The following is a 20,950-nucleotide window of genomic DNA, read 5'->3' on the forward strand; positions in this document are numbered from 1 at the left end:
GCCTCAACAGAACATCGCTTAAACGAAACAGGGCCCCGGCGTCTTCCGCCGGGGCCCTTTCTGCAAAAACTACTCGGTAACGCCGACCAGGCATTCCTTGAGGTTCGCCGCTTCCGCTGCGTTGAGCTCGACAACAAGCCGTCCTCCGCCTTCGAGCGGCACACGCATGATCAGGCTGCGGCCTTCTTTGGTTACTTCCATAGGGCCGTCGCCTGTACGTGGTTTCATAGCCGCCATTAGGAAAATCCCCTCCAGTTGTCCCAAATCTGCCAGTCCGGCCGGACTGGCTCCGCGCGGCAAGTGCAGCTTCGGCAGCCACGGCTTCGGGGCCGTCGTCGCCGGGTGCCCGGAGGCACTCCTGACCTTGCTTGAGTCCATTATCCCGTAATTACCCGCGCGTAGCTAATCGATGTATTTACTGGGAGTACCGCGGGAACTGGGCAAACACCGGGAAGCGAAGCGAAATCAGGGTGGATAGTCGCCGCCGCCGGGCAGCTGCGCCCAGGCCCACAGCCATACGATCCAGACGATCTGCAGCAGCAGGAACATCACCACGACCGTTCCCCGGTACGCCCGGGAACGCGAGAGCAAAGCAGCACCGAGGGCCAGCGGAAAAAGCGGAAGCAACATCCGGAAGGTGCTGGTCTGCGGGTGCAGGAACACGAGCAGGTAACCCATGTAGCAGGCGCACCAAAGGCGAAGCTCGGTGCCCAACAAGCGCACCGGCGGGGACATCAGCATGAGCGCGAAGAGTGCTGCGAAAACAAACGGAGCGAGCACTCCCAGCACCGGGCCGAAGAGCATTTGCCCGGTATCGAACCACGGCTTGAAGGGCACCAGGTCATGGCCGCGCCACGCCGTTTCGGTGCGGGTGTAGGCGCGGATGTCACCGGTCCGGGCCCATGCCAGCAGCGGCCAGGCCAACGCAGAGGCGGCACTCACCACGACGAGCGCAGCGAGGGACGCCAGCTCCTTTTTGCCAAGGAGCCGGCCGTAGGGCCCCGGCCGGCGGGCACTCCCGAACCGGCGCCAGCACTGGTAGACGAGGAACAGCCCCACCATCGCGGCGAAGGGCACACCGGTCGGCCGCGAGAAGCACATGAGCACGACCACCGGCATCGCAGCCAGGTATCTTCGGCGCACCACCAGCAACAATGCCGTCGCAAGGAGCAACAGGTTGAGCGGCTCCGCGTACGGTACTTGGAGGACGGCTGACACCGGGAAGGTCGAAAAGAACACGACGCCCCAGAGCGAGGCAGTCCTGCCGGCGAACTCCCTGAAGAGCAGGAAAACAACCAGCGCGGCGCCGAGGCCGGACAGCATGGCGACGACCGTCAGGGCCGGGAGGATTCCCATGCCGGTCAGCACGGACAGGCCGCGGCCCAGCGCAGGAAACAAAGCGTAGAAGGCCCAGGTGTTCTCGGCCACCGAACCGTCCGCGTTGAGCGGAAGCACCGAAGGGTAGCCGCTTTCGGCTGCCCGCTCATACCAGCGGCCGTCCCAGATGCTGATGAAGTCCCAGTAGCCCGGCGCGGGCGGGAACCACGGATTGACGCCTTGATGGAGTGCCGCGGCCATGAAGATGCAGGCGCTGACGATCCGCGCGGCCACGTAGATCAGTGAAACCTGGACCCACCAGGGCCATCGTGCCGCGCGGCGCGGCAGCTCATTCAGGAGCCCGCGTCCGCCGGCCGGGTCTGTGCGTACGGGGTGGCTCACCCTTCGGTGCCCTCATCGCGTGTACCGGCGGTCTCAAGGCTGCGCTTCAACCCCGCGATCTCGGTATCCTTGGCCGCAAGCTGGTCCCTCAGTTCATCGAGGACCTGGTCCACCTGGTCCATCCGGTATCCGCGCAAGGACAACGCAAAGCGGACGTTGTCGACGTCGGACGGAGCCGCTTGCTCCGGCAGCAGCACCGGCGGCAGGTTCGGCACTGTTTCGTCCAGCCCGACGGCGGACCCGCCGCCGCGCGAGAGGCCGACGGCGAGCAGGGCTGCCGCGCCGACCACCACTACCGCCAGGAACACCAGGAAAAAGCTCACACCCCCCATCGTGCCAGACCTTACTCCGGGCGCTGCTCGCCGTTGCCGGAGGGCTGCCGGGGAATGCCATGGAGTACGCGGTGGACAGCATCCGCGGGGTCGTCCACCAACTGGATGAGGTCGAGGTCCTTCTCGGAAACCATGCCTTCCTTGACCAGGGTTTCCTTGATCCACTCGATCATCGGACGCCAGAAATCCACTCCCAGCAGCACGATCGGGAAGGATGTCACCTTGCGGGTCTGCACCAGGACCATGGCTTCGAACAATTCGTCGAGCGTCCCCAGGCCGCCGGGAAGCACGATGAAGCCCTGGGCGTACTTCACGAACATGGTCTTGCGGGCGAAGAAGTACCGGAAGTTGATACCCAGGTCCACCCAGCGGTTCAGGCCCTGCTCAAAGGGCAGCTCGATGCCGAGGCCTACCGAAACGCCGTTGCCTTCGACCGCGCCCTTGTTGGCGGCTTCCATGGAGCCGGGACCACCGCCCGTAATTACGGCGACGCCCGCTTCGGCGAGATGGCGCCCCACCTGGACGCCCATTTCATAGAAAGCGCTGCCGGGCTTGGTCCGGGCGGAGCCGAACACGCTGACCGCGGGTCCGAGCTCGGCGAGCGCACCGAAACCTTCGACGAATTCGCTCTGGATGCGCAGGACACGCCAGGGGTCGGTATGGATGAACTGGTCAGGGCCCCGGGTATCCAGCAACCTCTGGTCGGACATCGGTGCGGCGGCCTGTTTGCGGCGCAGCTCCAAGGGGCCTTTGTGCTTGGCCGGCGCCTCGGCAACGTAGGCGGGAGCCGGAACGACGGCCCCGGTGCTGCCATTGGCATCGGGGTCCGGCAGCGGCGTTTGTCCTGAAGGCTGGCTGGTGCTCATTGACCTAGGCTAGTACGTCTTCCGGCCCCGCAAGTCCCGGCAGGACCGGGGTGTTGCGGCAGCCCGCCGGGCGAGGTATCTGTTCAGTCACGATCTACGGAAAGTTGCTGTGAGCTGGATCATCTTTGGACATTTCTTCGCTAGATTCGTCCTATGACTACTCAAGCGTCCGGCGATGCGCTCGTCTCTCTGAACGGCGTCAACAAGCACTACGGCCAGCTGCACGTCCTCAAAGACATCAACCTCCAGGTCCGCAAGGGCGAAGTGGTGGTGGTCATCGGACCGTCGGGGTCGGGCAAGTCAACCTTGTGCCGCACCATCAACCGCCTCGAAACAATCGACACCGGCGAAATTTCGATTGACGGCAAACGCCTCCCCGAAGAAGGAAAGCATCTCGCGGAACTGCGTGCCGACGTCGGGATGGTCTTCCAGTCCTTCAACCTCTTCGCGCACAAGACCATCCTGGAGAACGTCACGCTCGGCCCCATCAAGGTCAAGGGAGTGAACAAGGCCGAGGCGGACAAGGAGGCCATGAAGCTGCTCGAACGCGTCGGCGTCGGGCACCAGGCGCCCAAGCTGCCGGCACAGCTTTCCGGCGGCCAGCAACAGCGCGTTGCCATCGCACGCGCGCTGGCGATGAAGCCCAAGGTGATGCTCTTCGACGAGCCCACTTCGGCACTTGACCCCGAAATGATCAACGAGGTCCTCGACGTCATGATCCAACTGGCCAAGGAAGGCATGACCATGATCGTGGTGACCCACGAGATGGGCTTCGCCCGCAAGGCTGCCGACCGCGTGGTGTTCATGGCCGACGGCCAGATCGTCGAAGACGCCGAACCCGAGGAATTCTTCACCAACCCGCAAAGCAGCCGGGCCAAGGATTTCCTCTCCAAGCTGCTGACCCACTGAGTCCGTTCCACATTCGTACCCTGGCCACATCCCCGGCCGCCCACTGAAAGGAATGTCATGAAGTCTCTGATCACCCGGAGGAAATCCCTTCTGGTCGCCGCAGGTGCGGCCCTCGCCCTGACCCTGAGCGCCTGTGGCGGCGGCAGCGGCACCAACCCTGCTCCCGTGGACAAGCCCAGCTTCGCGGCCGGCAGCACCATGGAGAAGCTGAGCAAGGCCGGCAGCATCAAGATCGGTACCAAGTACGACCAGCCGCTCTTCGGCCAGGTGGGCCTGGACGGCAAGCCGGTCGGTTTCGACGTCGAAATCGGCAAGCTGATCGCGGCCAAGCTGGGCATCCCGGCAGACAAGATCGAATGGTCCGAGACCGTCTCCGCCAACCGCGAACCGTTCATCGAGCAGGGCAAGGTGGACATCGTCATCGCCACCTACACGATCAATGACAAGCGCAAGAAGGTTGTCAGCTTCGCCGGCCCGTACTACGAAGCCGGCCAGGCGCTGATGGTCAACAAGGACAACACCACCATCACCAAGCCGGAGGACGTCAAGGGCAAGAAGGTCTGCTCCGTGACCGGCTCTACCCCGGCTGCGACCATCGTCGAGAAGTACGGTGCGGTCCTGGTTCCCGCGGCCACCTACTCGGCCTGTCTGGAGCCCCTGCGCAACAAGCAGGTTGAAGCTGTCACCACGGACAACGTCATCCTGGCCGGCTTCGTGGACAAGGAACCGGACGCTTTCAAGCTCGCCTCCGACCAGACCTTCACCAAGGAGCCCTACGGCATCGGCCTGAAGAAGGATGACACCGAGTTCCGTAACTGGATCAACGACCAGCTCGAGGCGTTCGCCAAGGACGGCAGCTACAAGAAGGCATGGGAAGACACCGCAGGTTCGGTCATCAAGACCGCTCCTGAGCTCCCGGCCATCGACCGTTACTAGCTGATGACTGCGGTGCCCGCGGCCTGGCCTCCAGGTCCCGCGGGCACCGCAGCCCGTATTCCTACTGTCAACGCCCAGAGCCGAAGGATCCTATGGACGTCATCATCGAAAACCTCCCGCTGTATTGGGACGGGCTTCTGCGTACCCTTTTCCTCTCAGCGGTCTCCGGGATCATCGCGCTGTTCGTTGGAACCCTGCTTGCCGCCGCCAGGGTCTCCCCCGTGGCAGCCCTCCGCGGTTTCAGCACCGTGTACGTGGAGGTCCTCCGGAACACCCCGCTGACCATCGCCTTCTTCTTCGCCGCGGTCGTCCTTCCCCGCCTCGGAGTCCGGTTCGAACAGTTCGAAGTGGCCGCGATCATCGCGCTCAGCGCGTACACCGCGGCGTTTGTGGCCGAGGCAGTCCGTTCCGGCGTCAACAGTGTCCCGCTCGGCCAAGCGGAGGCGGCACGCAGCATCGGCATGAAGTTCGGCCAGGTCCTCACCCTGATCATCCTGCCCCAAGCGCTCCGGACGGTGATTCCGCCGTTGATCAACATCCTGATCGCACTCGTCAAGAACTCTTCCGTGGCCGGTGCCTTCTTTGTCCTCGAACTGTTCGGCTACGGCCGCCAGATGGCCAATGCGAACGGTGACCAGGTCATGGCCGTGCTCCTGGGCGTGGCGTTCTTCTATCTGCTCCTTACCGTTCCGCTCGGAATCCTTGCCAGCACGGTGGAGCGAAAGGTGGCGATTGCCCGATGACCTCCGTTCTCTACGACGTCCCGGGCCCCAAGGCCCGCCGCGTTTCGCTGATCGGTTCGATTATCGGAACCGTCCTGATCCTTGGCCTGGCAGCCTGGATCATCATGACCCTCGCGCAGCAAGGCATCTTCGAAGGGCGCCGCTGGGCGATTTTCACCCGCGGCGACGTCTGGACGCTCCTCGGGAACGGCATCATCGCCACCCTCAGCGCGGCAGCCATCGCCGCCGTCATCGCGTTCCCGCTCGGCCTGATGCTGTGCCTGCTCCGGATCTCCCTGGTGGACTGGATCAGGATTCCAACCCGGGTGGTCCTGGAGTTCCTGCGCGGCATGCCCGTGGTCCTGATGATGCTGTTCGTGCTGCTGGTGTTCGCCACGAACTCATTTATCGCCGTGGTTGCCGGCCTGGTGCTGTACAACGCCGCCATCTTTGCGGAGATCATCCGTGCCGGCATCCAGTCCCTGCCCAAGGGCCAGCGGGAGGCCGGTTTGGCTATCGGCCTGACCAGCTTCCAATCGCGCTTGCTGATTGAACTCCCGCAGGCGGTCCGGCGCATGATGCCGTCCTTGGTGGCCCAGTTGGTGGTGCTCCTGAAGGACACCTCGCTCGGCTACATCGTGGCCTACGGCGAGCTCCTCCGCTCCGTCCAGGTCATGGCTGACTTCCTGGGAAGCGCGTTCCTGTTCCCCGTCTTCTTCGTGGCAGCAGGCATCTACATCGCCATCAACCTCTGCGTATCGCGGTTGGCGATCTGGATTGAGCGCCGCGGTTCCAAGAAGGCAGCCGGCGGCGTTGCGCCGGCGGCCATCCGTACGGGCCTCGAGCCCGGAGGAAACGATCCGGTTGCCAAGGACAGCGTCCCGGGCCCGGAGCAAAAGTAGCGTCACGATTAAGAGCAGAAAGGTCCGCAGCCATCCGGCTGCGGACCTTTCTGTTGGAACGAGCGCCTAGTCAGCCAGCCACAGCCGCAGCGCGCGGAAGCACTCACGGATGGCATCGGCGTCGACGTGTTCGTTGTCCTTGTGCGCCAGCAGCGCATCCCCGGGGCCGAAGTTCACCGCCGGGACGCCGAGCTCGCTGAAGCGCGCGACGTCGGTCCAACCGTATTTGGGCTTGGGCTCGGCACCGACGGCGGCAACGAAGGAGGCGGCGGCCGGGTGGTTCAGTCCCGGCCGCGCCCCGGCTGCAGCATCGGTGCGGGCGACGTCGAAGCCAGCCAGGAGCTCACGGACGTGGGCCTCGGCCTGTTCGACGTTCTTGTCCGGCGCGAAGCGGTAATTGATTTCCACCACGCAACGGTCCGGGATGACATTCCCGGCCGTGCCGCCGTGGATCTTCACCGCGTTCAAGCTCTCGCGATAGTCCAGGCCGTCCACATTGATCGTCTGCGGTTCGTAAGCCGCCAGGCGGGCCAGGATGGGCGCGGCGTCGTGGATGGCGTTGTGGCCCATCCAGGCGCGGGCGGAGTGCGCTGCCTCCCCCACCGTGGTGGCTTCGAAGCGCATGGTGCCGTTGCACCCGCCTTCCACCGTGCCGTTGGTGGGTTCCAGCAGGATCGCGAAGTCGCCGTGCAGCAGCTCGGGGTAGTTCCGCACCAGCCGGCCAAGGCCGCTCTTCTCGGCCTCGACTTCCTCATGATCGTAGAACACGAAAGTGACGTCCTTGGCCGGCTCCGCACCGCCGTCGAACATGGTTGCGGCTAGCGCCAGCTGCACCGCGACGCCGCCCTTCATGTCGGTGGCGCCGCGTCCGTACAGGACACCGCTGCCCGGGACTCCGGACACCCAGGTGGACGGGACCGTGCCGCGGGCGCCTTCGGTGACGGGCAGCGGAACGGTGTCCAGGTGCCCGGCGAGGATGACACGCTCGGGACGGCCAAGGTTGGTACGGGCCACGATCGCGTCGCCATCGCGGACGATCTCCAAGCCGGGGATCGCGCGGAGGCCATTCTCCACGGCGTCGGCCAGGGCGGTTTCATTTCCGGACACACTGTTGATGTCCATGATCGCGGCGGTGAGCAGGGCGACGTCTTGTCGCAGGTCAAGAACGGGAACGGATTCAACGGTCACCCGTCCACTGTATCCCGGCGAAATACGACCTTCCGGGACTCTTCACGGTTTCTAGGGTGTCAGTCCCGCTCGATACACTTTCCCCATGACTGAAACCGCCGCGACTGCCGTTCCTGACAACACTTCCGCTGACGACCGCTCCGCCTACGGCTTCGGTCTGGCCACGATCGCCACCAACGCTTCCGGCGAAGCCACGGTGCTGGACGCCTGGTTCCCGGCACCCTCGCTCGGCGTGGCCGCAGAGTCCCTCCGCTCGGTCGAGAACGCCGACGAATCCCTGACCGCCCTCGCCGCCGAAGGTGACGACGAGGCACGCGGCACCCAGCAGAAGGTGGTCTTCGCGCAGATCAACCTGGACGAAGCTCCCGCAGACACCGTGGACGCCTACCTGCGCCTGCACCTGCTTTCCCACCGTCTGGTCAAACCGAACAGCATCAACCTGGACGGCATTTTCGGCAAGCTCCCCAACGTCGTGTGGACCAACTTCGGCCCTGCCGCCGTCGAAGGCTTCGAACTGACCCGTGCGCGCCTGCGCAAGCGCGGCCCGGTCACCGTATACGGCATCGACAAGTTCCCGCGCATGGTGGACTACGTTGTTCCCTCCGGTGTACGCATCGCCGACGCCGACCGCGTCCGCCTGGGCGCGCACCTCGCAGAAGGCACCACCGTGATGCACGAAGGCTTCGTGAACTTCAACGCCGGCACGCTGGGCACCTCCATGGTGGAAGGCCGCATCTCCGCGGGCGTGGTGGCCGGCAACGGCACCGACGTCGGCGGTGGCGCCTCGATCATGGGCACCCTGTCCGGCGGCGGCAAGGAGCGGATCGCACTGGGCGAACGCGTCCTGCTCGGCGCCAACTCCGGCGTGGGCATCAGCATCGGCGACGACTCCGTGGTCGAAGCCGGCCTCTACGTCACCGCGGGCACCCGCGTCCGCGTTCCGGGTCCGAAGGACGAAAACGGCGAGGACACCTCCAGCATCGTCAAGGCCGTGGAACTCTCCGGCATGCCGAACCTGCTGTTCCGCCGCAACTCCACCACCGGTGAAGTGGAGGTGCTTCCCCGCAAGGGCCAGACCGTGGAACTCAACGAAGCCCTCCACGCCAACTGACCGGACCGGATGCGCCGCCTCCGACGCACCCTCACCCTGCTGCTGGCACTGGCCCTCGCGGCAGGCGCGGTCTATGCAGTAACAACGGTCCTGCAGCGCTCCGAGACCCTGGTCACGGAGCGCTGCACCGCCGTCGTCGGCACTGCCTCCTTTGAACTGGCAACCGACCAGGCCGCCAACGCGGCCCTCATCACCTCCGTTGCCGTCCGCCGCGGGCTGCCGCCGCGTGCCGCCACCATCGCCCTCGCTACGGCCATGCAGGAATCCCGTCTCCGGAACATCGACTACGGGGACCAGGCCGGCCCGGATTCCCGAGGGCTGTTCCAGCAGCGGCCCTCCCAAGGCTGGGGAACCGAAGCCCAGGTGATGGACCCCGTGTACGCGAGCAACGCCTTCTACGACGGCCTGGTGAAGGTTCCCGGCTACCAGTCGATGGAAATCACCGAAGCCGCGCAGACCGTGCAGCGCTCAGCTTTTCCCCGCGCCTACGCCCAGCATGAGGCCATGGGGCGTGCCTTCGCGTCCTCGCTCACCGGCCAGTCCTCGGCGGCGCTGGACTGCACCCTGCGGAGCGCGGACGCCGCCGGCGATCCGGCCACGGTGGTGGATGCAATGACGACGGCGTTCGGCCCCGTTGCCGCTAAGAGCCAGGGACGCACGGTGCTGATCGATTCAGGAGCGTACTCCACCGGTGCGGCCGCCTGGGCCCTCGCCCAATGGGCAGTGGCGAACGCCAAGACGCTCTCCGTCACGCAGGTCCAGCTGGACGGGCACACCTGGAACAGGGACGATCACAAAGGCTGGCAGGAGTCCGCAGCGCCGGCAGGAACGCTCAGCATCACGGTGTCTGCCCCGCGCAGCTGAGCCGCCGCACGCCCGGTCCCCGTGCAAACGTCAGGCGAGCATCTCCACAACGGGCTGGACATAGCTCCGGAAGATTTCCGGCTGAGACAAGAGGCGCTGGCTCATGATCATCTTGTCCGGCTCCAGATACCAGGCTCGGGGCTCGTTCAGCGGAAGCTCGATGATGCTCAGTTGGAAGTCCCGGGGGCCGCGCCCCACCTCGAGGAGCCGGTCCTCCACCAGGTCCCCGAGCATCAAGGTGGCGCCGCTTGCCTCCCGTTCGGCTTCTATTTCCTGGTATTCCTCGACCCGTTCACGCGCCCAGTCCAAGGCTGAACCATAATGCGCCTGGAGCACGCGTTGAAGGGCGGGCGAATTCGAGAATGCCGCGAAATCCGGCGGGGAGAGCTCCGTGGCAGGTTCCGGGTACGCCTTGAGCAGCTGTTGCCACCAGGCCTCCCATTCGGTCTTGAGCGCGCCGATGCCGCCGACTTCCGCGGTCAGGTGGCTGTGATCCGAGTGCCTGACCTTCGGGGTGGCATGGGACAGGGTGGGCGTTCCCGCGCCGTCCAGTCCTGCGACATCCCTCAGATACAAGGCAATAAGAAGCGGGGATGAGGTGTCCATGGTGATCCGCCATCCCTGACCGCCTGTGTCATGCATCCGAACGCCTCCCTTGGCCGGTGCCTGTCCAGACTTACAGTTTATTCCTGTTGGCTCCCGAGGTTAACGGCCGGTTTTTACTCAGGCGGCGAGGCCCGCGAGGTGTGCCTCCAGCACATCGCGGCACATCTGTGCGGTCATCCATTCGGGCTGGAGGAGGGCGTGCATGCACAGGCCGTCCAGCGCGGCCAGGAGGCGTTCCGCCTCCGTGACCAGGATGTCCTGCTGTGCGCTGCCGGGCAGCAACAGCATGATCAATTGCCCGACGACGGCGGCCACCGCGCGGTGGCTCCGCGCGGCTTCCGGCGCGTATACGGCTTTGATCCGGGCGGCCGTGCGGAAGGCCAGCCAGACGCAGACGTCCACGGCACGCTCCTCGTCCAGGGGCAGCAGCTGGCCGAGAAGTGCGAGCACGGCTTCGTGGTGGGCGTCGCTGCCGGGTTCTTCAGCCTGGACGGATTCAAGCGCGGCTTCCAGGCGGCCTGCGATCCGGTCGATGACCACGGAAAACGAGTGGACCAGCAGTTCGTCACTGCTGGCGAAATAGTGGCGTACCGAGCCGACGGCCAGTCCCGCTTCATCGGCTACCTCGCGCAGGGAGGCACGTTCCAATCCATCGGAAGCGATGATCCTGAAGACGGCGTCGACAACGTCCTGTCGCCGCGCGGCGGCGTCTACGATTTTTGGCACATGCCTTTTTAGCACGATCGTGCTTCAATCGTCGGCAGGCGTGCCTTGGTGGCACCGGTGTGTGGCCAAGGAAACAGCAGCACTGTCCCCGGCAGGTACAACCCTGCCACACGCAAACGGCCGCCCAACCTCGAAAGGTGGGCGGCCGCCGTCGTACTGGCCCGGCTAGAGAGCCGGGTAGTTGCGCTCCGGTTCCCCGGTGTAGAGCTGCCGCGGACGGCCGATCTTCGTGGCGGGGTCGGTGATCATTTCGCGCCACTGGGCGATCCAGCCGGGGAGGCGGCCGATCGCGAACAGCACGGTGAACATCTTCTCCGGGAAGCCCATGGCCTTGTAGATCAGGCCGGTGTAGAAGTCGACGTTCGGGTAGAGCTTGCGCTGGATGAAGTAGTCGTCAGCCAGGGCCTTCTCTTCAAGACGGAGTGCGATGTCCAGCAGTTCGTCGTTGCCGCCGAGCTTGCCGAGGATCTCGTGGGCGGTGGCCTTGATGATCTTCGCGCGGGGATCGTAGTTCTTGTAGACGCGGTGTCCGAAGCCCATGAGGCGGACGCCGTCTTCCTTGTTCTTGACCTTCTCCATGTAGTCCTCGGGCTTGATGCCGTCGGCCTGGATCTGGCGGAGCATCTTCAGCACGGCCTCGTTGGCGCCACCGTGGGCCGGGCCGAAGAGGGCGTTGATGCCCGCGGACACCGAAGCGAAGAGGTTGGCGTTGGCCGAACCCACCAGGCGGACGGTGGAGGTGGAGCAGTTCTGCTCGTGGTCCGCGTGGAGGATGAGGAGCAGGTCGAGCGCCTTGACGATGATCGGATCGAGCTCGTACTGCTCGGCCGGAAGACCGAAGGAGAGGCGCAGGAAGTTCTCCACGAGGTTCATGGAGTTGTCCGGGTACAGCATGGGCTGGCCGATGGACTTCTTGTGGGCGTAAGCCGCGATGACCGGGAGCTTTGCCATGAGGCGGATGGTGGAAACTTCCACGTGCTCGGGGTTGAACGGGTCCAGGGAGTCCTGGTAGAAGGTCGACAGCGCGGAGACAGCCGAGGACAGCACCGGCATGGGGTGCGCGTCGCGCGGGAAGCCGCCGAAGAAGCCCTTGAGATCCTCGTGGAGCAGGGTGTGGCGGCGGATCTTCTGGTCGAACTCTTCCAGCTCTGTGGGGCTGGGCAGGTTGCCGTAAATGAGCAGGTAGGAGACTTCCAGGAAGCTGGAGTGCTCCGCGAGCTGCTCGATCGGGTAACCGCGGTAGCGCAGGATTCCGGCATCGCCGTCGATGTACGTGATCGCCGACATCGTTGCCGCCGTGTTCATGAAGCCGGGGTCGTAAGTGACGGCGCCTGTCTGCTTCAGCAGCTTGGAAACGTCGTAGCCCTCGTTCCCTTCAACGACCTTGATCCGCGGGAGTTCAAGTTCGCCGCCGGCGTGGCGCAAGGTAGCGCTGGTGGTCTCAGTCATGGAGTCCCCTTCATGAGGCTCTTGGCCTCCGTAGAAAGCTTGATCCAACCAACTTCCGGTGGCGCCCGCCGGGCGCATCCTGCCGGTTGTAGTCCGGTCGATTGGACTGCTTTCCTCGGAAAGCCACCATCAATAGTCAGTTATAAGCTACCCCCAGCACCCGGGAGGAACTAATCCGGGAAGCCCGGTTACCCTCCCGGAGGCGGCAAATGTGCCGCAGCTCACACCTTCCGGGGCTGGCGTCAGGCCTGCCCGCGCAGGCGCTCCACTGCGGCATCGATCCGCTCGTCGGACCCCGTCAGGGCCACACGGATGAAGCCGTTTCCGGCGTCGCCGTAGAAGACTCCGGGCCCGACGACGATGCCGAGTTCAGCGAAGCGCTGCACGGTGTCCCAAGTGGCTTCCCCGGCGGTTGCCCAGAGGTAGAGGCCTGCCTTTGATTCGTGGATCTTGAGGCCGAAGTCCTGCAGGGCCGGCAGGAGCCGTTCACGGCGGGAGCGGTAAAGGTCCTTCTGCGCGAAGACGTGGTCCGCATCGCCCAGTGCCACACGCATCGCTTCCTGGATCGGATACGGCACAATCATCCCGGCGTGCTTGCGGCTGTTGACCAGGTTCGCCACGATGGCGGAGTCGCCGGCGACGAACGCCGCCCGGTAACCGGCGAGGTTGGACTGCTTGCTCAGGGAGTACACACTGAGCAGTCCGTCGTTGGAGCCTCCGCTGACCCGGGGGTCCAGGATGCTTGGCACGGCCTCTCCGCCGCGCTGGGCATCCCATTCGCCCCAGCCAAGCTCGGCGTAGCATTCGTCGGACGCCACCACGGCGCCCGCCTGGCGGGCCTGCTCAACGATCGCCTTGAGGGAAGCGACGTCGCGAACGCTGCCAGTGGGATTGCCCGGCGAATTGACCCAGACAAGCCGCACCTTGGCGCGGGTCGCGGCGTCGAGCTCATCGAGGTCGTCGGCAGCCACAGCGGTGGCCCCGGCCAGGGTGGCACCGATGTCGTAGGTGGGGTACGCGACCGTGGGGCGCACCACGACGTCCCCGGGGCGCAGGCCCAGCAGGAACGGCAGCCAGGCCACGAGTTCCTTGGACCCGACCGTCGGCATGATGTCCCTGGGATCAAGGCCGGGAACACCGCGTCGGGAGGCGAACCAGTCGGACACAGCCTGCCGGAGGGGCTCGGTGCCATGGACCGTCGGGTAGCCGTGGGCGTCCGATGCCGCCGACAAGGCGTCCCGGATCAGGGCCGGCGTCGGGTCGACCGGCGTTCCGATGGAGAGGTTGACGACTCCCCCGGGATGCTCGGAAGCCTTGGCGAGGTACGGTGCCATGGCTTCCCACGGGTAATCGGGCAGGTCAAGGCCGAAGGACGGCGCCGCGGAGATCAAGGGTGCAACCGTTCCTAGTGGTCCTGGTTCTGCGGGGGCAGGGCAGCGATGAAGGGGTGGTCCTTGCCGGTGTTGCCGATCTTGGCGGCACCACCCGGCGAGCCGAGGTCGTCGAAGAACTCGACGTTGGCCTTGTAGTAGTCGGCCCACTCTTCCGGGGTGTCGTCTTCGTAGTAGATGGCTTCCACCGGGCACACGGGTTCGCAGGCGCCGCAGTCAACGCATTCGTCGGGGTGGATGTAGAGGGACCGCTCGCCTTCGTAGATGCAGTCAACCGGGCATTCCTCAATACATGCCTTGTCCTTGACGTCCACACACGGCTGCGCGATTACGTAAGTCACGTCCCTTGCCTCTCCAGAGTTGCTCCGGGCCGCTGCCCGGATGGTGCGTCCGGCCATAATGCGCCGGATCCGTTGAATTCTGAGCTTATTATCCAACAGCCCGAACGCACGAACCTAGCCACGCGTCCTACTATGAACTGGTGAACTTGCCGCGTCCCCAGGATTTCCTTTCGAATACCGCCGAAGGAACCCGGGTAGTGGTGCGCTACAGAATCGACGGCGGGTTCACCGACGCCCTCGGCTACCTGGTCTCCGCTTCCGCCGGTTCCTGCACCATCCGCACCCGGCAGTCCGACGTCGAGATCCCCTTGGAGCTGGTGGTCACGGCGAAGGCCGTTCCGCCCCCACCGCCGCGGCGGAGTGCGCGTTCAGTCTCCTAAACGGACATGTCCACCGCCCGGCACGACAGTTGGACATAACAGGAATATGTTCCTTCCTTGTCCCGGCTGCGGCGCATATCCGTCTATGGAGGATGCGCCGTGGCAGCACATGTCCGTTGGCAGAAGCCAGCAGTGGACATGTCCCAACAGGTAATGGACATACAGGTGCCCGACGACTCAAGCCGCCTGATCCAGCGAGCGAAGAGTTTCACGAACCAAGGCCACGAACTCTGCTGGCCTGAACTTCACCAACGAATAACTCACGACCAAGGTTGGAACTCCCAGCCTTGTGGTGACATTCCAGCGCCGCCGATCTTCTTCAAAGCTGGCTTTGTCCATGTGGAATTCTGCGCCGTCGGCCTCGATCCCCAGACGCCCGTCAACCATGAGATCGATATGCCCCATGCCGGGAATGCTTACCTGGGATTCAACGTGAAACCCCGCCAGGCGGAGGTGGTACCGGGCCAAGCATTCAAGCAGTGACTGAGAATGGGGCACCACTTGGCCGAGAACCGCCCGTTCGCGGGCATCGTTTCGCCCACCGAGCCGTGCCCTGACGGCGGACATGGATACCCTTTTCAACGCAATGGCCGATTCGGCAATCGCCAGCGCCTCCAATTCGGGAAGGCAGCGTAAGGCCAGGACCACGGAGTCAAGCAGCGTCGGCGGTGACGCCGTTCTATGGCAATGGAACCCCGGGTACTTCCGGCTGTGTGGAACGGCAACGTGTGGTTCCACCGGCCTCCGCACGATCCAGAGCCCGGCAAGCTCAGCAGCAGATACGCACGCGGGCTCGGCTGGGAGCGAGCGGATGGCGCGCAACGTGGGATCGGCGCCGTCGAGGGCGTAAACGCCGCGCGCAATCCTGGACAGTTGGCCCCGGGACAAAGCGTTCCGGAGTTGGAGATTCGAGACTCCGGCTGCCGCGAGATGCTTCGCACGGACTACGCCACCGTAACCGGACATCACGTCACTGATATTCACCATGGAGCCATGCTTTCGGCCCGGAGGAGGAGCGAAAAGAGCTGAGTTCCCGTATGTGGAAAAGGACATGTACCCAGTCCCGGGTAGTAGACGGACATGTCCATTCCTGAAGAAGCTGGCGCAAGGAGCATGTCCGACTGGAGTATCAAAGGATGCACATATGAGTGATATGTCCATCGTTAGAGCTCAGGGCTGGACATGTGCGGCAAGGAACAGGCGCCAGCTCAGTTCCGCCGCGCGAAGCCCCTGCACACCACCAGCATCACGAGGGTCACAACAGCAATGCCGTACACCCAGACATTCCCCGGCACATCGCCCAGGATCAGCTGTTTCCCTGGCCCGGCCGCGGCGAGCAGTCCCACCAGCACGTAACAGCCGATGCCGGCCACCGCCGTCGGAATCAAGGAACGGTAGCGTCCCGCCAACAACAGCTGAAGGGCCGCGAGCAGCAGGAGGGCGGCCGGCGGCCCCCAATGGAGTTCGACGCCGGCCAGCGCCAGGTACTGCCGGTGCAGGGCCGTGCCGGCCACCGCCGCGAAAACGGCAGCAAAAAGGGCCACCGGAAGTCCTGCGGCAATGCCGCGGAACCCTCCGGTGGCCCTCTTATGCACTATCCCAGCCAGCTAAGCCGATTAGGCCTTGGCACGGGCGCGTGCTGCCTTGGCGCGCTCGTTGGCGTCCAGGATGACCTTGCGGATGCGGATGTCCTCGGGGGTAATCTCCACGCATTCGTCCTCGCGGGCGAATTCGAGGGACTCCTCGAGCGTCAGCTCACGCGGCGGGGTCAGGTTTTCGAAGGAGTCAGCCGTGGAAGAGCGCATGTTGGTGAGCTTCTTTTCCTTGGTGATGTTGACGTCCATGTCGTCGGCGCGGGAGTTCTCGCCCACGATCATGCCCTCGTACACCTCGGCGGTGGGCTTGACGAAGAAGGAACCGCGTTCCTGCAGGTTGATCATGGCGAACGGGGTGACCACGCCTGCACGGTCGGCCACCATGGAACCGTTGGTGCGGTATTCGATCGGACCGGCCCACGGCTCGTAGCCCTCGGAGATGGAAGCCGCGATGCCGGCGCCACGGGTTTCCGTAAGGAACTTGGTGCGGAAGCCGATCAGGCCACGGGCAGGGACGATGAACTCCATGCGGACCCAGCCGGTGCCGTGGTTGGCCATGTTGGTCATGCGGCCCTTGCGTGCGGCCATCAGCTGGGTGACGGCGCCGAGGAACTCTTCGGGGACGTCGATGGTCATGTGCTCCATGGGCTCGTGGATCTTGCCGTCGATGGTCTTGGTGACCACCTGCGGCTTGCCCACGGTGAGCTCGAAGCCTTCGCGGCGCATCTGCTCCACGAGGATCGCGAGGGCCAGTTCACCACGGCCCTGGACTTCCCAGGCGTCCGGGCGCTCGGTGGGGAGCACGCGGATAGAGACGTTACCGATCAGCTCCTTGTCCAGGCGGTCCTTCACCTGGCGGGCCGTGACCTTGGCGCCCTTGACCTTGCCGGCGAGCGGCGAGGTGTTGATACCGATGGTCATGGAGATGGCGGGGTCGTCAACCGTGATGAGCGGCAGCGGCTGCGGGTTTTCGACGTCGGTGAGGGTTTCACCGATGGTGATGTCTTCGATGCCGGCGACGGCGACGATCTCGCCGGGGCCTGCGGATTCGGCAGGAACGCGCTCCAGCGCCTTCGTGGCGAGGAGTTCGGTGATCTTGACGGTCTTGAGTTCACCGTTCTGGCGGGCCCAGGCAACCTGCTGGCCCTTGCGCAGGGTGCCGTTGTAGATGCGGAGCAGGGCGAGGCGGCCGAGGAACGGGGAAGCGTCCAGGTTGGTCACGTGGGCCTGCAGCACGCCTTCAGGATCATACTTCGGAGCCGGGATGTGCTCGATGATCGTCTTGAAGAGCGGCTCGAGGTCCTCGTTGTCCGGAGCGGAGCCGTCGGCCGGCTGCTCGAGGGAAGCGCGGCCGACCTTGGCGGCGGCGTACACCACGGGAACTTCCAGGACCTTGTCCAGGTCCAGGTCCGGAACTTCGTCAGCGAGGTCGGAGGCGAGGCCCAGGAGGAGGTCCATGGACTCGTGGACGACCTCGTCGATGCGGGCGTCGGGGCGGTCGGTCTTGTTGACCAGCAGGATGACGGGCAGGTGCGCGGCGAGGGCCTTGCGGAGCACGAAGCGGGTCTGCGGGAGCGGACCTTCGGAGGAGTCCACGAGCAGCACGACGCCGTCAACCATGGACAGGCCGCGCTCCACCTCGCCACCGAAGTCGGCGTGGCCGGGGGTGTCGATCACGTTGATGGTGATGGTTTCGCCGTTGGAAGACGGACCGTTGTAGGCAACGGTGGTGTTCTTGGCGAGGATGGTGATGCCCTTTTCACGTTCCAGGTCGCCGGAGTCCATGACCCGGTCCTCAACCTCGCCGTGCGATGCGAAGGAGTTGGTCTGCTTGAGCATGGCATCGACCAGGGTGGTCTTGCCGTGGTCAACGTGGGCCACGATCGCTACGTTGCGGAGGTCGCTGCGCGACGCAGTGCGGGTGGTGGTTTCAGACATGCGTTATGGCTCGATTCAGTGGTGAAGTCAGCTGTGGTATCGCGCCATATCCAAAGCGGATCGCACGACGGATCAGACCCTTTGCACAGGGCACCTCCCTAGATTCTAGATGCTGCGGCAATGGTTGGCCTAACGGCAGCGGCCCGCGCGGGCTAAAAGTGTCCGCCATCACAGCGGCGCCTGTCGCCCCGGGAACCCGCCCCGGGAAGCCGCGCCGGAAGCTGCCCCGGAACCCGCGCGCCAAGTTGTTGCAGAACAGAAATGTCCAGTCCCTGTTCATCCGGGATCCCAATGCTTCAGCATTGCAATGAAGTTCGCAGCAATCATCAGGAGTCCCTTATGCGAAAGCCCCGCGCGCGCAAGCGTCATGCGGTACTGCTCGGCTCCGCTTCCGTGCTCGCTTTCGCCCTCGCCTGCACGGGCTGTGCCCAAGCTTCCGGAGGGAGCGCTCCGGCTACTGTAAAACGGAGCTCCGTTCCCGGCGCAGCGTCGGGCCAGGCGGTTGCGGCTCCGAGCCCGGCTGCAGGCCTGGACCGCGGCCCGGCCACGGGCGCCGGCAACGCCGTACGCCGCAACGCCAGCACCGGCCGCGACGAAGTGGTTCTCCCCGACATCCGCCATACCGCGCTACTGATCGGCGATTCACAGTCGGAGCCGGAGGGGTCCTGGCCCCGCAGCGCCCTCGCCGCGCTGGGCTACACCGTGTTCTATGCAGGCAAGAGCGGCACAGGCTTCGTCGCCGGGAATGGCACCACAGGCAATTACATCGACGCCCTGCAGAACGGCGACTGGTTGCTCCCCCATGGTTCACCGCCGCTGATCGTGGTGCAGGGCGGCGGCAACGACGTCCGGGTCGGTGCGGAGGACACCTCGATCGCCACGAACGCGCTCCGCCTGATCGACGAACTCCGCAGCCGCTACCCCGGCAGCCGGCTCGTCATGATCGGCACCCTCGCGCGCGGCCAGGGGCACGGCGGCGGACGCCGCACCGAGGTTGACGCCCTCCTCGGCGGGATCGCAGCCAGTGCCGATATCCCATTCATCAGCGCAGGCGACTGGCTCAGCCGCTACGGCGTGGAAAGGGACCTCGTGGACGGCATCCACCTGGCCGCACCCGGCCACCGCAAGCTGTCCTCGGTCCTCGCCCGCCGTTTGTCCGAACTCGGGCTGGCCGCCGAGGGCTCCGAATCCTGACTTTCGCTTAATGCACGACGGCGGCCTTCCGCGTTCAGGCGGAAGGCCGCCGTCGTGATTTATCCAGGCAGCTATGCCACCGCCGGAGGGAGCATGAGGCTCGCCCCCGGGATCGCGTTCAGCAGGGCCATGGTGTACTCCTGCTGCGGCGCCTCGAAGACGTCGTCTGTGGTGCCGGTTTCCACCAGCTTGCCCTTCTCCATGACGCACACATGGTCTGCGATCTGCCGGACCACGGCGAGGTCGTGCGTGATGAAGAGGTAGGTCAGCCCCAGCCGTCCCTGCAGCTCGGTCAGGAGGTTCAGCACCTGTGCCTGGACCAGCACATCCAGCGCGGAGACTGCTTCGTCACAGATGATGACCTCCGGGTCCAAGGCCAGGGCCCGCGCGATGGCGACGCGCTGGCGTTGGCCGCCGGAGAGTTCGTTCGGGTAGCGCTGCATGGTGCTCTGCGGCAGGGCCACTTGTTCAAGCAGCTCCCGGACCTTTTTCTCGCGGCTGGCGGCGTTGCCGATCTTGTGGATCCGCAGCGGCTCCTCGATGGTGCGGTAGATGTTGTACATCGGGTCGAGCGAACCGTAGGGGTCCTGGAAGATCGGCTGCACACGGCGCCGGAACGTGAACAGTTCCCTGCCCTTCAGGCCTGCGGTATCGACGCCGTCGAAAATGATCTGCCCCTCCGTGGGGGCCTCCAACTGCAGGACCATCTTCGCCACCGTGGACTTGCCGGATCCTGACTCGCCGACGATCGCCGTCGTGGTTCCGCGCCTCACGCTGAAGCTGACGTCATCCACGGCCGCGAAGTCGCTGGACTTGCCCAGGCCCTGCCGCAGCTTGTAGATCTTGCGCAGGTTCCGGACCTGCAGGACCTCGTCCCGGGACGTCCCCTCGGCAGCGGGCGCGAGCAGGTCTTCTGCCTCCACGCCTTGTTCCTTGGCCGACTGGATGCGGCGCGACGCCAGGGACGGCGCGGACTCCACGAGCCGCCGGGTGTATGGATGCTGCGGGTTCTGCAGCAACTCCAGGGACGGACCGGCCTCCACGACATTGCCCTGGTACATGACCACTACCTTGTCCGCGCGCTCGGCAGCGAGGCCGAGGTCGTGGGTGATGAGCAGCACCGAAGTGCCCAGTTCCGTGGTCATCTTGTCCAGGTGGTCCAGGATCTTGCGCTGCACCGTGACGTCCAGGGCGGACGTGGGTTCGTCGGCGATCAGCAGCTTGGGTGAGCAGCTCAGGCCGATCGCGATCAACGCGCGCTGGCGCATGCCGCCGGAAAACTCATGCGGGTACTGCCGGGCGCGGCGGTGCGCATCCGGCAAGCCTGCCTCCGCGAGGACGCGCGCGACGTCGTCGGGCCCGTCCGGGCGGCCGTTCGCCTTGAGTGTCTCCCGCACCTGGTAGCCGATCTTCCACACCGGGTTGAGGTTGGACATCGGGTCCTGCGGGACCATGCCGATGTGGCTGCCGCGCAGCTCGATCATGCGCTTTTCGGACGCATGGGCGATGTCCTCACCGTCGAGCAGGATCTGCCCGCCTGTCACCCGGCCGTTGCCGGGCAACAAGCCGATGGCGGCGAGCGCCGTCGTCGACTTTCCGGAACCGGACTCCCCCACGATGGCGACCGTTTCGCCCGGCATGATGCTCAGGTGGGCGTTCTTGACAGCCTTGAACTCGCCCGCACTGGTGGTGAAGGTGATGGCGAGGTCCTTGATTTCGAGGATCGGCCGGTCTTTTGCCGTTCCTGCTTCGTCGATTCTGACGGTATTCATCATCGCCTC

General features: G+C 65.1%; 22 protein-coding genes. 8 read left to right on the forward strand and 14 right to left on the reverse strand.

What is annotated here, in order from left to right; all coding sequences use genetic code 11:
* Positions 1-69 precede the first annotated feature (69 nt).
* The 4 genes from BIU82_RS02445 to BIU82_RS02460 form a co-directional block, all read right to left on the reverse strand.
* A complete protein-coding gene (locus tag BIU82_RS02445) occupies positions 70-237 on the reverse strand; it encodes a DUF3117 domain-containing protein (protein ID WP_009357720.1) in 168 nt (55 codons plus the stop codon).
* A gap of 228 nt (positions 238-465) precedes the next feature.
* Positions 466-1,674 (reverse strand): hypothetical protein, encoded by a 1,209-nt coding sequence (locus BIU82_RS02450; protein WP_070348003.1) that lies wholly within the window; start codon positions 1,672-1,674, stop codon positions 466-468.
* 41 nt (positions 1,675-1,715) lie between these two features.
* The gene (locus BIU82_RS02455) at positions 1,716-2,051 is read right to left on the reverse strand and encodes a DivIVA domain-containing protein (protein WP_070347838.1); all 336 of its coding nucleotides are present in this window, start codon (positions 2,049-2,051) and stop codon (positions 1,716-1,718) included.
* Positions 2,052-2,062: 11 nt separating this feature from the next.
* Positions 2,063-2,917 carry a TIGR00730 family Rossman fold protein gene (locus tag BIU82_RS02460; RefSeq protein WP_083292145.1) on the reverse strand — a complete coding sequence of 285 codons (855 nt, stop codon included), beginning with the start codon at positions 2,915-2,917 and terminating at the stop codon, positions 2,063-2,065.
* Positions 2,918-3,070: 153 nt separating this feature from the next.
* Between BIU82_RS02460 and BIU82_RS02465 the strand changes: the two genes are divergently transcribed.
* The 4 genes from BIU82_RS02465 (at position 3,071) to BIU82_RS02480 (ending at position 6,386) form a co-directional block, all read left to right on the forward strand.
* Entirely contained in the window at positions 3,071-3,826 is a 756-nt protein-coding gene (locus BIU82_RS02465; protein WP_070347839.1) for an amino acid ABC transporter ATP-binding protein, read from the forward strand.
* A gap of 57 nt (positions 3,827-3,883) precedes the next feature.
* Complete coding sequence (locus BIU82_RS02470) at positions 3,884-4,762, forward strand: glutamate ABC transporter substrate-binding protein (protein WP_070347840.1); 879 nt, start codon at positions 3,884-3,886, stop codon at positions 4,760-4,762.
* A 92-nt stretch (positions 4,763-4,854) separates the two neighbouring features.
* Positions 4,855-5,505 (forward strand): amino acid ABC transporter permease, encoded by a 651-nt coding sequence (locus BIU82_RS02475; protein ID WP_070347841.1) that lies wholly within the window; start codon positions 4,855-4,857, stop codon positions 5,503-5,505.
* Complete coding sequence (locus tag BIU82_RS02480; RefSeq protein ID WP_070347842.1) at positions 5,502-6,386, forward strand: amino acid ABC transporter permease; 885 nt, start codon at positions 5,502-5,504, stop codon at positions 6,384-6,386. Before BIU82_RS02475 ends, BIU82_RS02480 begins: the two co-directional genes overlap by 4 nt.
* Positions 6,387-6,452: 66 nt before the next feature.
* On the opposite strand, the gene dapE is transcribed toward BIU82_RS02480, so the two are convergent.
* Positions 6,453-7,574 carry a succinyl-diaminopimelate desuccinylase gene (dapE, locus tag BIU82_RS02485; RefSeq protein ID WP_070347843.1) on the reverse strand — a complete coding sequence of 374 codons (1,122 nt, stop codon included), beginning with the start codon at positions 7,572-7,574 and terminating at the stop codon, positions 6,453-6,455.
* Between the two features lie 85 nt (positions 7,575-7,659).
* Here dapE and dapD point away from each other — a divergent pair, with 85 nt between their 5' ends.
* Both dapD and BIU82_RS02495 read left to right on the forward strand, forming a co-directional pair.
* Positions 7,660-8,685 (forward strand): 2,3,4,5-tetrahydropyridine-2,6-dicarboxylate N-succinyltransferase, encoded by a 1,026-nt coding sequence (dapD, locus tag BIU82_RS02490; protein ID WP_070347844.1) that lies wholly within the window; start codon positions 7,660-7,662, stop codon positions 8,683-8,685.
* 9 nt (positions 8,686-8,694) lie between these two features.
* Positions 8,695-9,549: a hypothetical protein gene (locus tag BIU82_RS02495; protein WP_070347845.1), complete on the forward strand. Its 855-nt coding sequence runs from the start codon at positions 8,695-8,697 to the stop codon at positions 9,547-9,549.
* A gap of 30 nt (positions 9,550-9,579) precedes the next feature.
* Here BIU82_RS02495 and BIU82_RS02500 read toward each other — a convergent pair whose 3' ends face one another.
* The 5 genes from BIU82_RS02500 to fdxA all read right to left on the reverse strand — a co-directional run bounded on the left by BIU82_RS02500 (position 9,580) and on the right by fdxA (position 14,062).
* Positions 9,580-10,191, reverse strand: a complete 612-nt coding sequence (locus tag BIU82_RS02500; RefSeq protein WP_070347846.1) for a hypothetical protein — start codon at positions 10,189-10,191, stop codon at positions 9,580-9,582.
* A gap of 81 nt (positions 10,192-10,272) precedes the next feature.
* Entirely contained in the window at positions 10,273-10,881 is a 609-nt protein-coding gene (locus BIU82_RS02505) for a TetR family transcriptional regulator C-terminal domain-containing protein (protein ID WP_070347847.1), read from the reverse strand.
* Between the two features lie 165 nt (positions 10,882-11,046).
* Positions 11,047-12,330, reverse strand: coding sequence for a citrate synthase (locus tag BIU82_RS02510; protein WP_070347848.1), 1,284 nt, complete (start codon positions 12,328-12,330; stop codon positions 11,047-11,049).
* A 242-nt stretch (positions 12,331-12,572) separates the two neighbouring features.
* Positions 12,573-13,721 carry a succinyldiaminopimelate transaminase gene (gene dapC / locus BIU82_RS02515; RefSeq protein WP_070347849.1) on the reverse strand — a complete coding sequence of 383 codons (1,149 nt, stop codon included), beginning with the start codon at positions 13,719-13,721 and terminating at the stop codon, positions 12,573-12,575.
* A gap of 14 nt (positions 13,722-13,735) precedes the next feature.
* Positions 13,736-14,062, reverse strand: a complete 327-nt coding sequence (fdxA, locus tag BIU82_RS02520) for a ferredoxin (protein WP_018776555.1) — start codon at positions 14,060-14,062, stop codon at positions 13,736-13,738.
* A gap of 197 nt (positions 14,063-14,259) precedes the next feature.
* Between fdxA and BIU82_RS02525 the strand changes: the two genes are divergently transcribed.
* Positions 14,260-14,442 carry a hypothetical protein gene (locus BIU82_RS02525; protein WP_253182647.1) on the forward strand — a complete coding sequence of 61 codons (183 nt, stop codon included), beginning with the start codon at positions 14,260-14,262 and terminating at the stop codon, positions 14,440-14,442.
* A 177-nt stretch (positions 14,443-14,619) separates the two neighbouring features.
* On the opposite strand, the gene BIU82_RS02530 is transcribed toward BIU82_RS02525, so the two are convergent.
* The 3 genes from BIU82_RS02530 to typA form a co-directional block, all read right to left on the reverse strand.
* Positions 14,620-15,429 carry a type IV toxin-antitoxin system AbiEi family antitoxin domain-containing protein gene (locus BIU82_RS02530; protein ID WP_070347851.1) on the reverse strand — a complete coding sequence of 270 codons (810 nt, stop codon included), beginning with the start codon at positions 15,427-15,429 and terminating at the stop codon, positions 14,620-14,622.
* Between the two features lie 221 nt (positions 15,430-15,650).
* The gene (locus BIU82_RS02535; RefSeq protein WP_253182648.1) at positions 15,651-15,986 is read right to left on the reverse strand and encodes a hypothetical protein; all 336 of its coding nucleotides are present in this window, start codon (positions 15,984-15,986) and stop codon (positions 15,651-15,653) included.
* 72 nt (positions 15,987-16,058) lie between these two features.
* Positions 16,059-17,975: a translational GTPase TypA gene (gene typA, locus BIU82_RS02540; protein WP_070347853.1), complete on the reverse strand. Its 1,917-nt coding sequence runs from the start codon at positions 17,973-17,975 to the stop codon at positions 16,059-16,061.
* A gap of 339 nt (positions 17,976-18,314) precedes the next feature.
* Here typA and BIU82_RS02545 point away from each other — a divergent pair, with 339 nt between their 5' ends.
* Entirely contained in the window at positions 18,315-19,169 is an 855-nt protein-coding gene (locus BIU82_RS02545) for an SGNH/GDSL hydrolase family protein (protein ID WP_070347854.1), read from the forward strand.
* 71 nt (positions 19,170-19,240) lie between these two features.
* Here the strand turns inward: BIU82_RS02545 and BIU82_RS02550 are convergent, their stop codons facing one another.
* Complete coding sequence (locus BIU82_RS02550; RefSeq protein ID WP_070347855.1) at positions 19,241-20,941, reverse strand: ABC transporter ATP-binding protein; 1,701 nt, start codon at positions 20,939-20,941, stop codon at positions 19,241-19,243.
* Between the last annotated feature and the right edge of the window lie 9 nt (positions 20,942-20,950).

The sequence above is a fragment of the Arthrobacter sp. SW1 genome (genome assembly GCF_001766675.1).
Taxonomy (GTDB): domain Bacteria; phylum Actinomycetota; class Actinomycetes; order Actinomycetales; family Micrococcaceae; genus Arthrobacter.

What these genes read in the sequence shown, in the direction of transcription:
- BIU82_RS02445 (WP_009357720.1), bottom strand. Translation starts at nt 237, where the DNA reads ATGGCGGCTATGAAACCACGTACAGGCGACGGCCCTATGGAAGTAACC.
- BIU82_RS02455 (WP_070347838.1), bottom strand. Translation starts at nt 2,051, where the DNA reads ATGGGGGGTGTGAGCTTTTTCCTGGTGTTCCTGGCGGTAGTGGTGGTC.
- BIU82_RS02460 (WP_083292145.1), bottom strand. Translation starts at nt 2,917, where the DNA reads ATGAGCACCAGCCAGCCTTCAGGACAAACGCCGCTGCCGGACCCCGAT.
- BIU82_RS02465 (WP_070347839.1), top strand. Translation starts at nt 3,071, where the DNA reads ATGACTACTCAAGCGTCCGGCGATGCGCTCGTCTCTCTGAACGGCGTC.
- BIU82_RS02470 (WP_070347840.1), top strand. Translation starts at nt 3,884, where the DNA reads ATGAAGTCTCTGATCACCCGGAGGAAATCCCTTCTGGTCGCCGCAGGT.
- BIU82_RS02475 (WP_070347841.1), top strand. Translation starts at nt 4,855, where the DNA reads ATGGACGTCATCATCGAAAACCTCCCGCTGTATTGGGACGGGCTTCTG.
- BIU82_RS02480 (WP_070347842.1), top strand. Translation starts at nt 5,502, where the DNA reads ATGACCTCCGTTCTCTACGACGTCCCGGGCCCCAAGGCCCGCCGCGTT.
- dapD (WP_070347844.1), top strand. Translation starts at nt 7,660, where the DNA reads ATGACTGAAACCGCCGCGACTGCCGTTCCTGACAACACTTCCGCTGAC.
- BIU82_RS02495 (WP_070347845.1), top strand. Translation starts at nt 8,695, where the DNA reads ATGCGCCGCCTCCGACGCACCCTCACCCTGCTGCTGGCACTGGCCCTC.
- BIU82_RS02500 (WP_070347846.1), bottom strand. Translation starts at nt 10,191, where the DNA reads ATGCATGACACAGGCGGTCAGGGATGGCGGATCACCATGGACACCTCA.
- BIU82_RS02510 (WP_070347848.1), bottom strand. Translation starts at nt 12,330, where the DNA reads ATGACTGAGACCACCAGCGCTACCTTGCGCCACGCCGGCGGCGAACTT.
- BIU82_RS02530 (WP_070347851.1), bottom strand. Translation starts at nt 15,429, where the DNA reads ATGGTGAATATCAGTGACGTGATGTCCGGTTACGGTGGCGTAGTCCGT.
- typA (WP_070347853.1), bottom strand. Translation starts at nt 17,975, where the DNA reads ATGTCTGAAACCACCACCCGCACTGCGTCGCGCAGCGACCTCCGCAAC.
- BIU82_RS02545 (WP_070347854.1), top strand. Translation starts at nt 18,315, where the DNA reads ATGCGAAAGCCCCGCGCGCGCAAGCGTCATGCGGTACTGCTCGGCTCC.
- BIU82_RS02550 (WP_070347855.1), bottom strand. Translation starts at nt 20,941, where the DNA reads ATGAATACCGTCAGAATCGACGAAGCAGGAACGGCAAAAGACCGGCCG.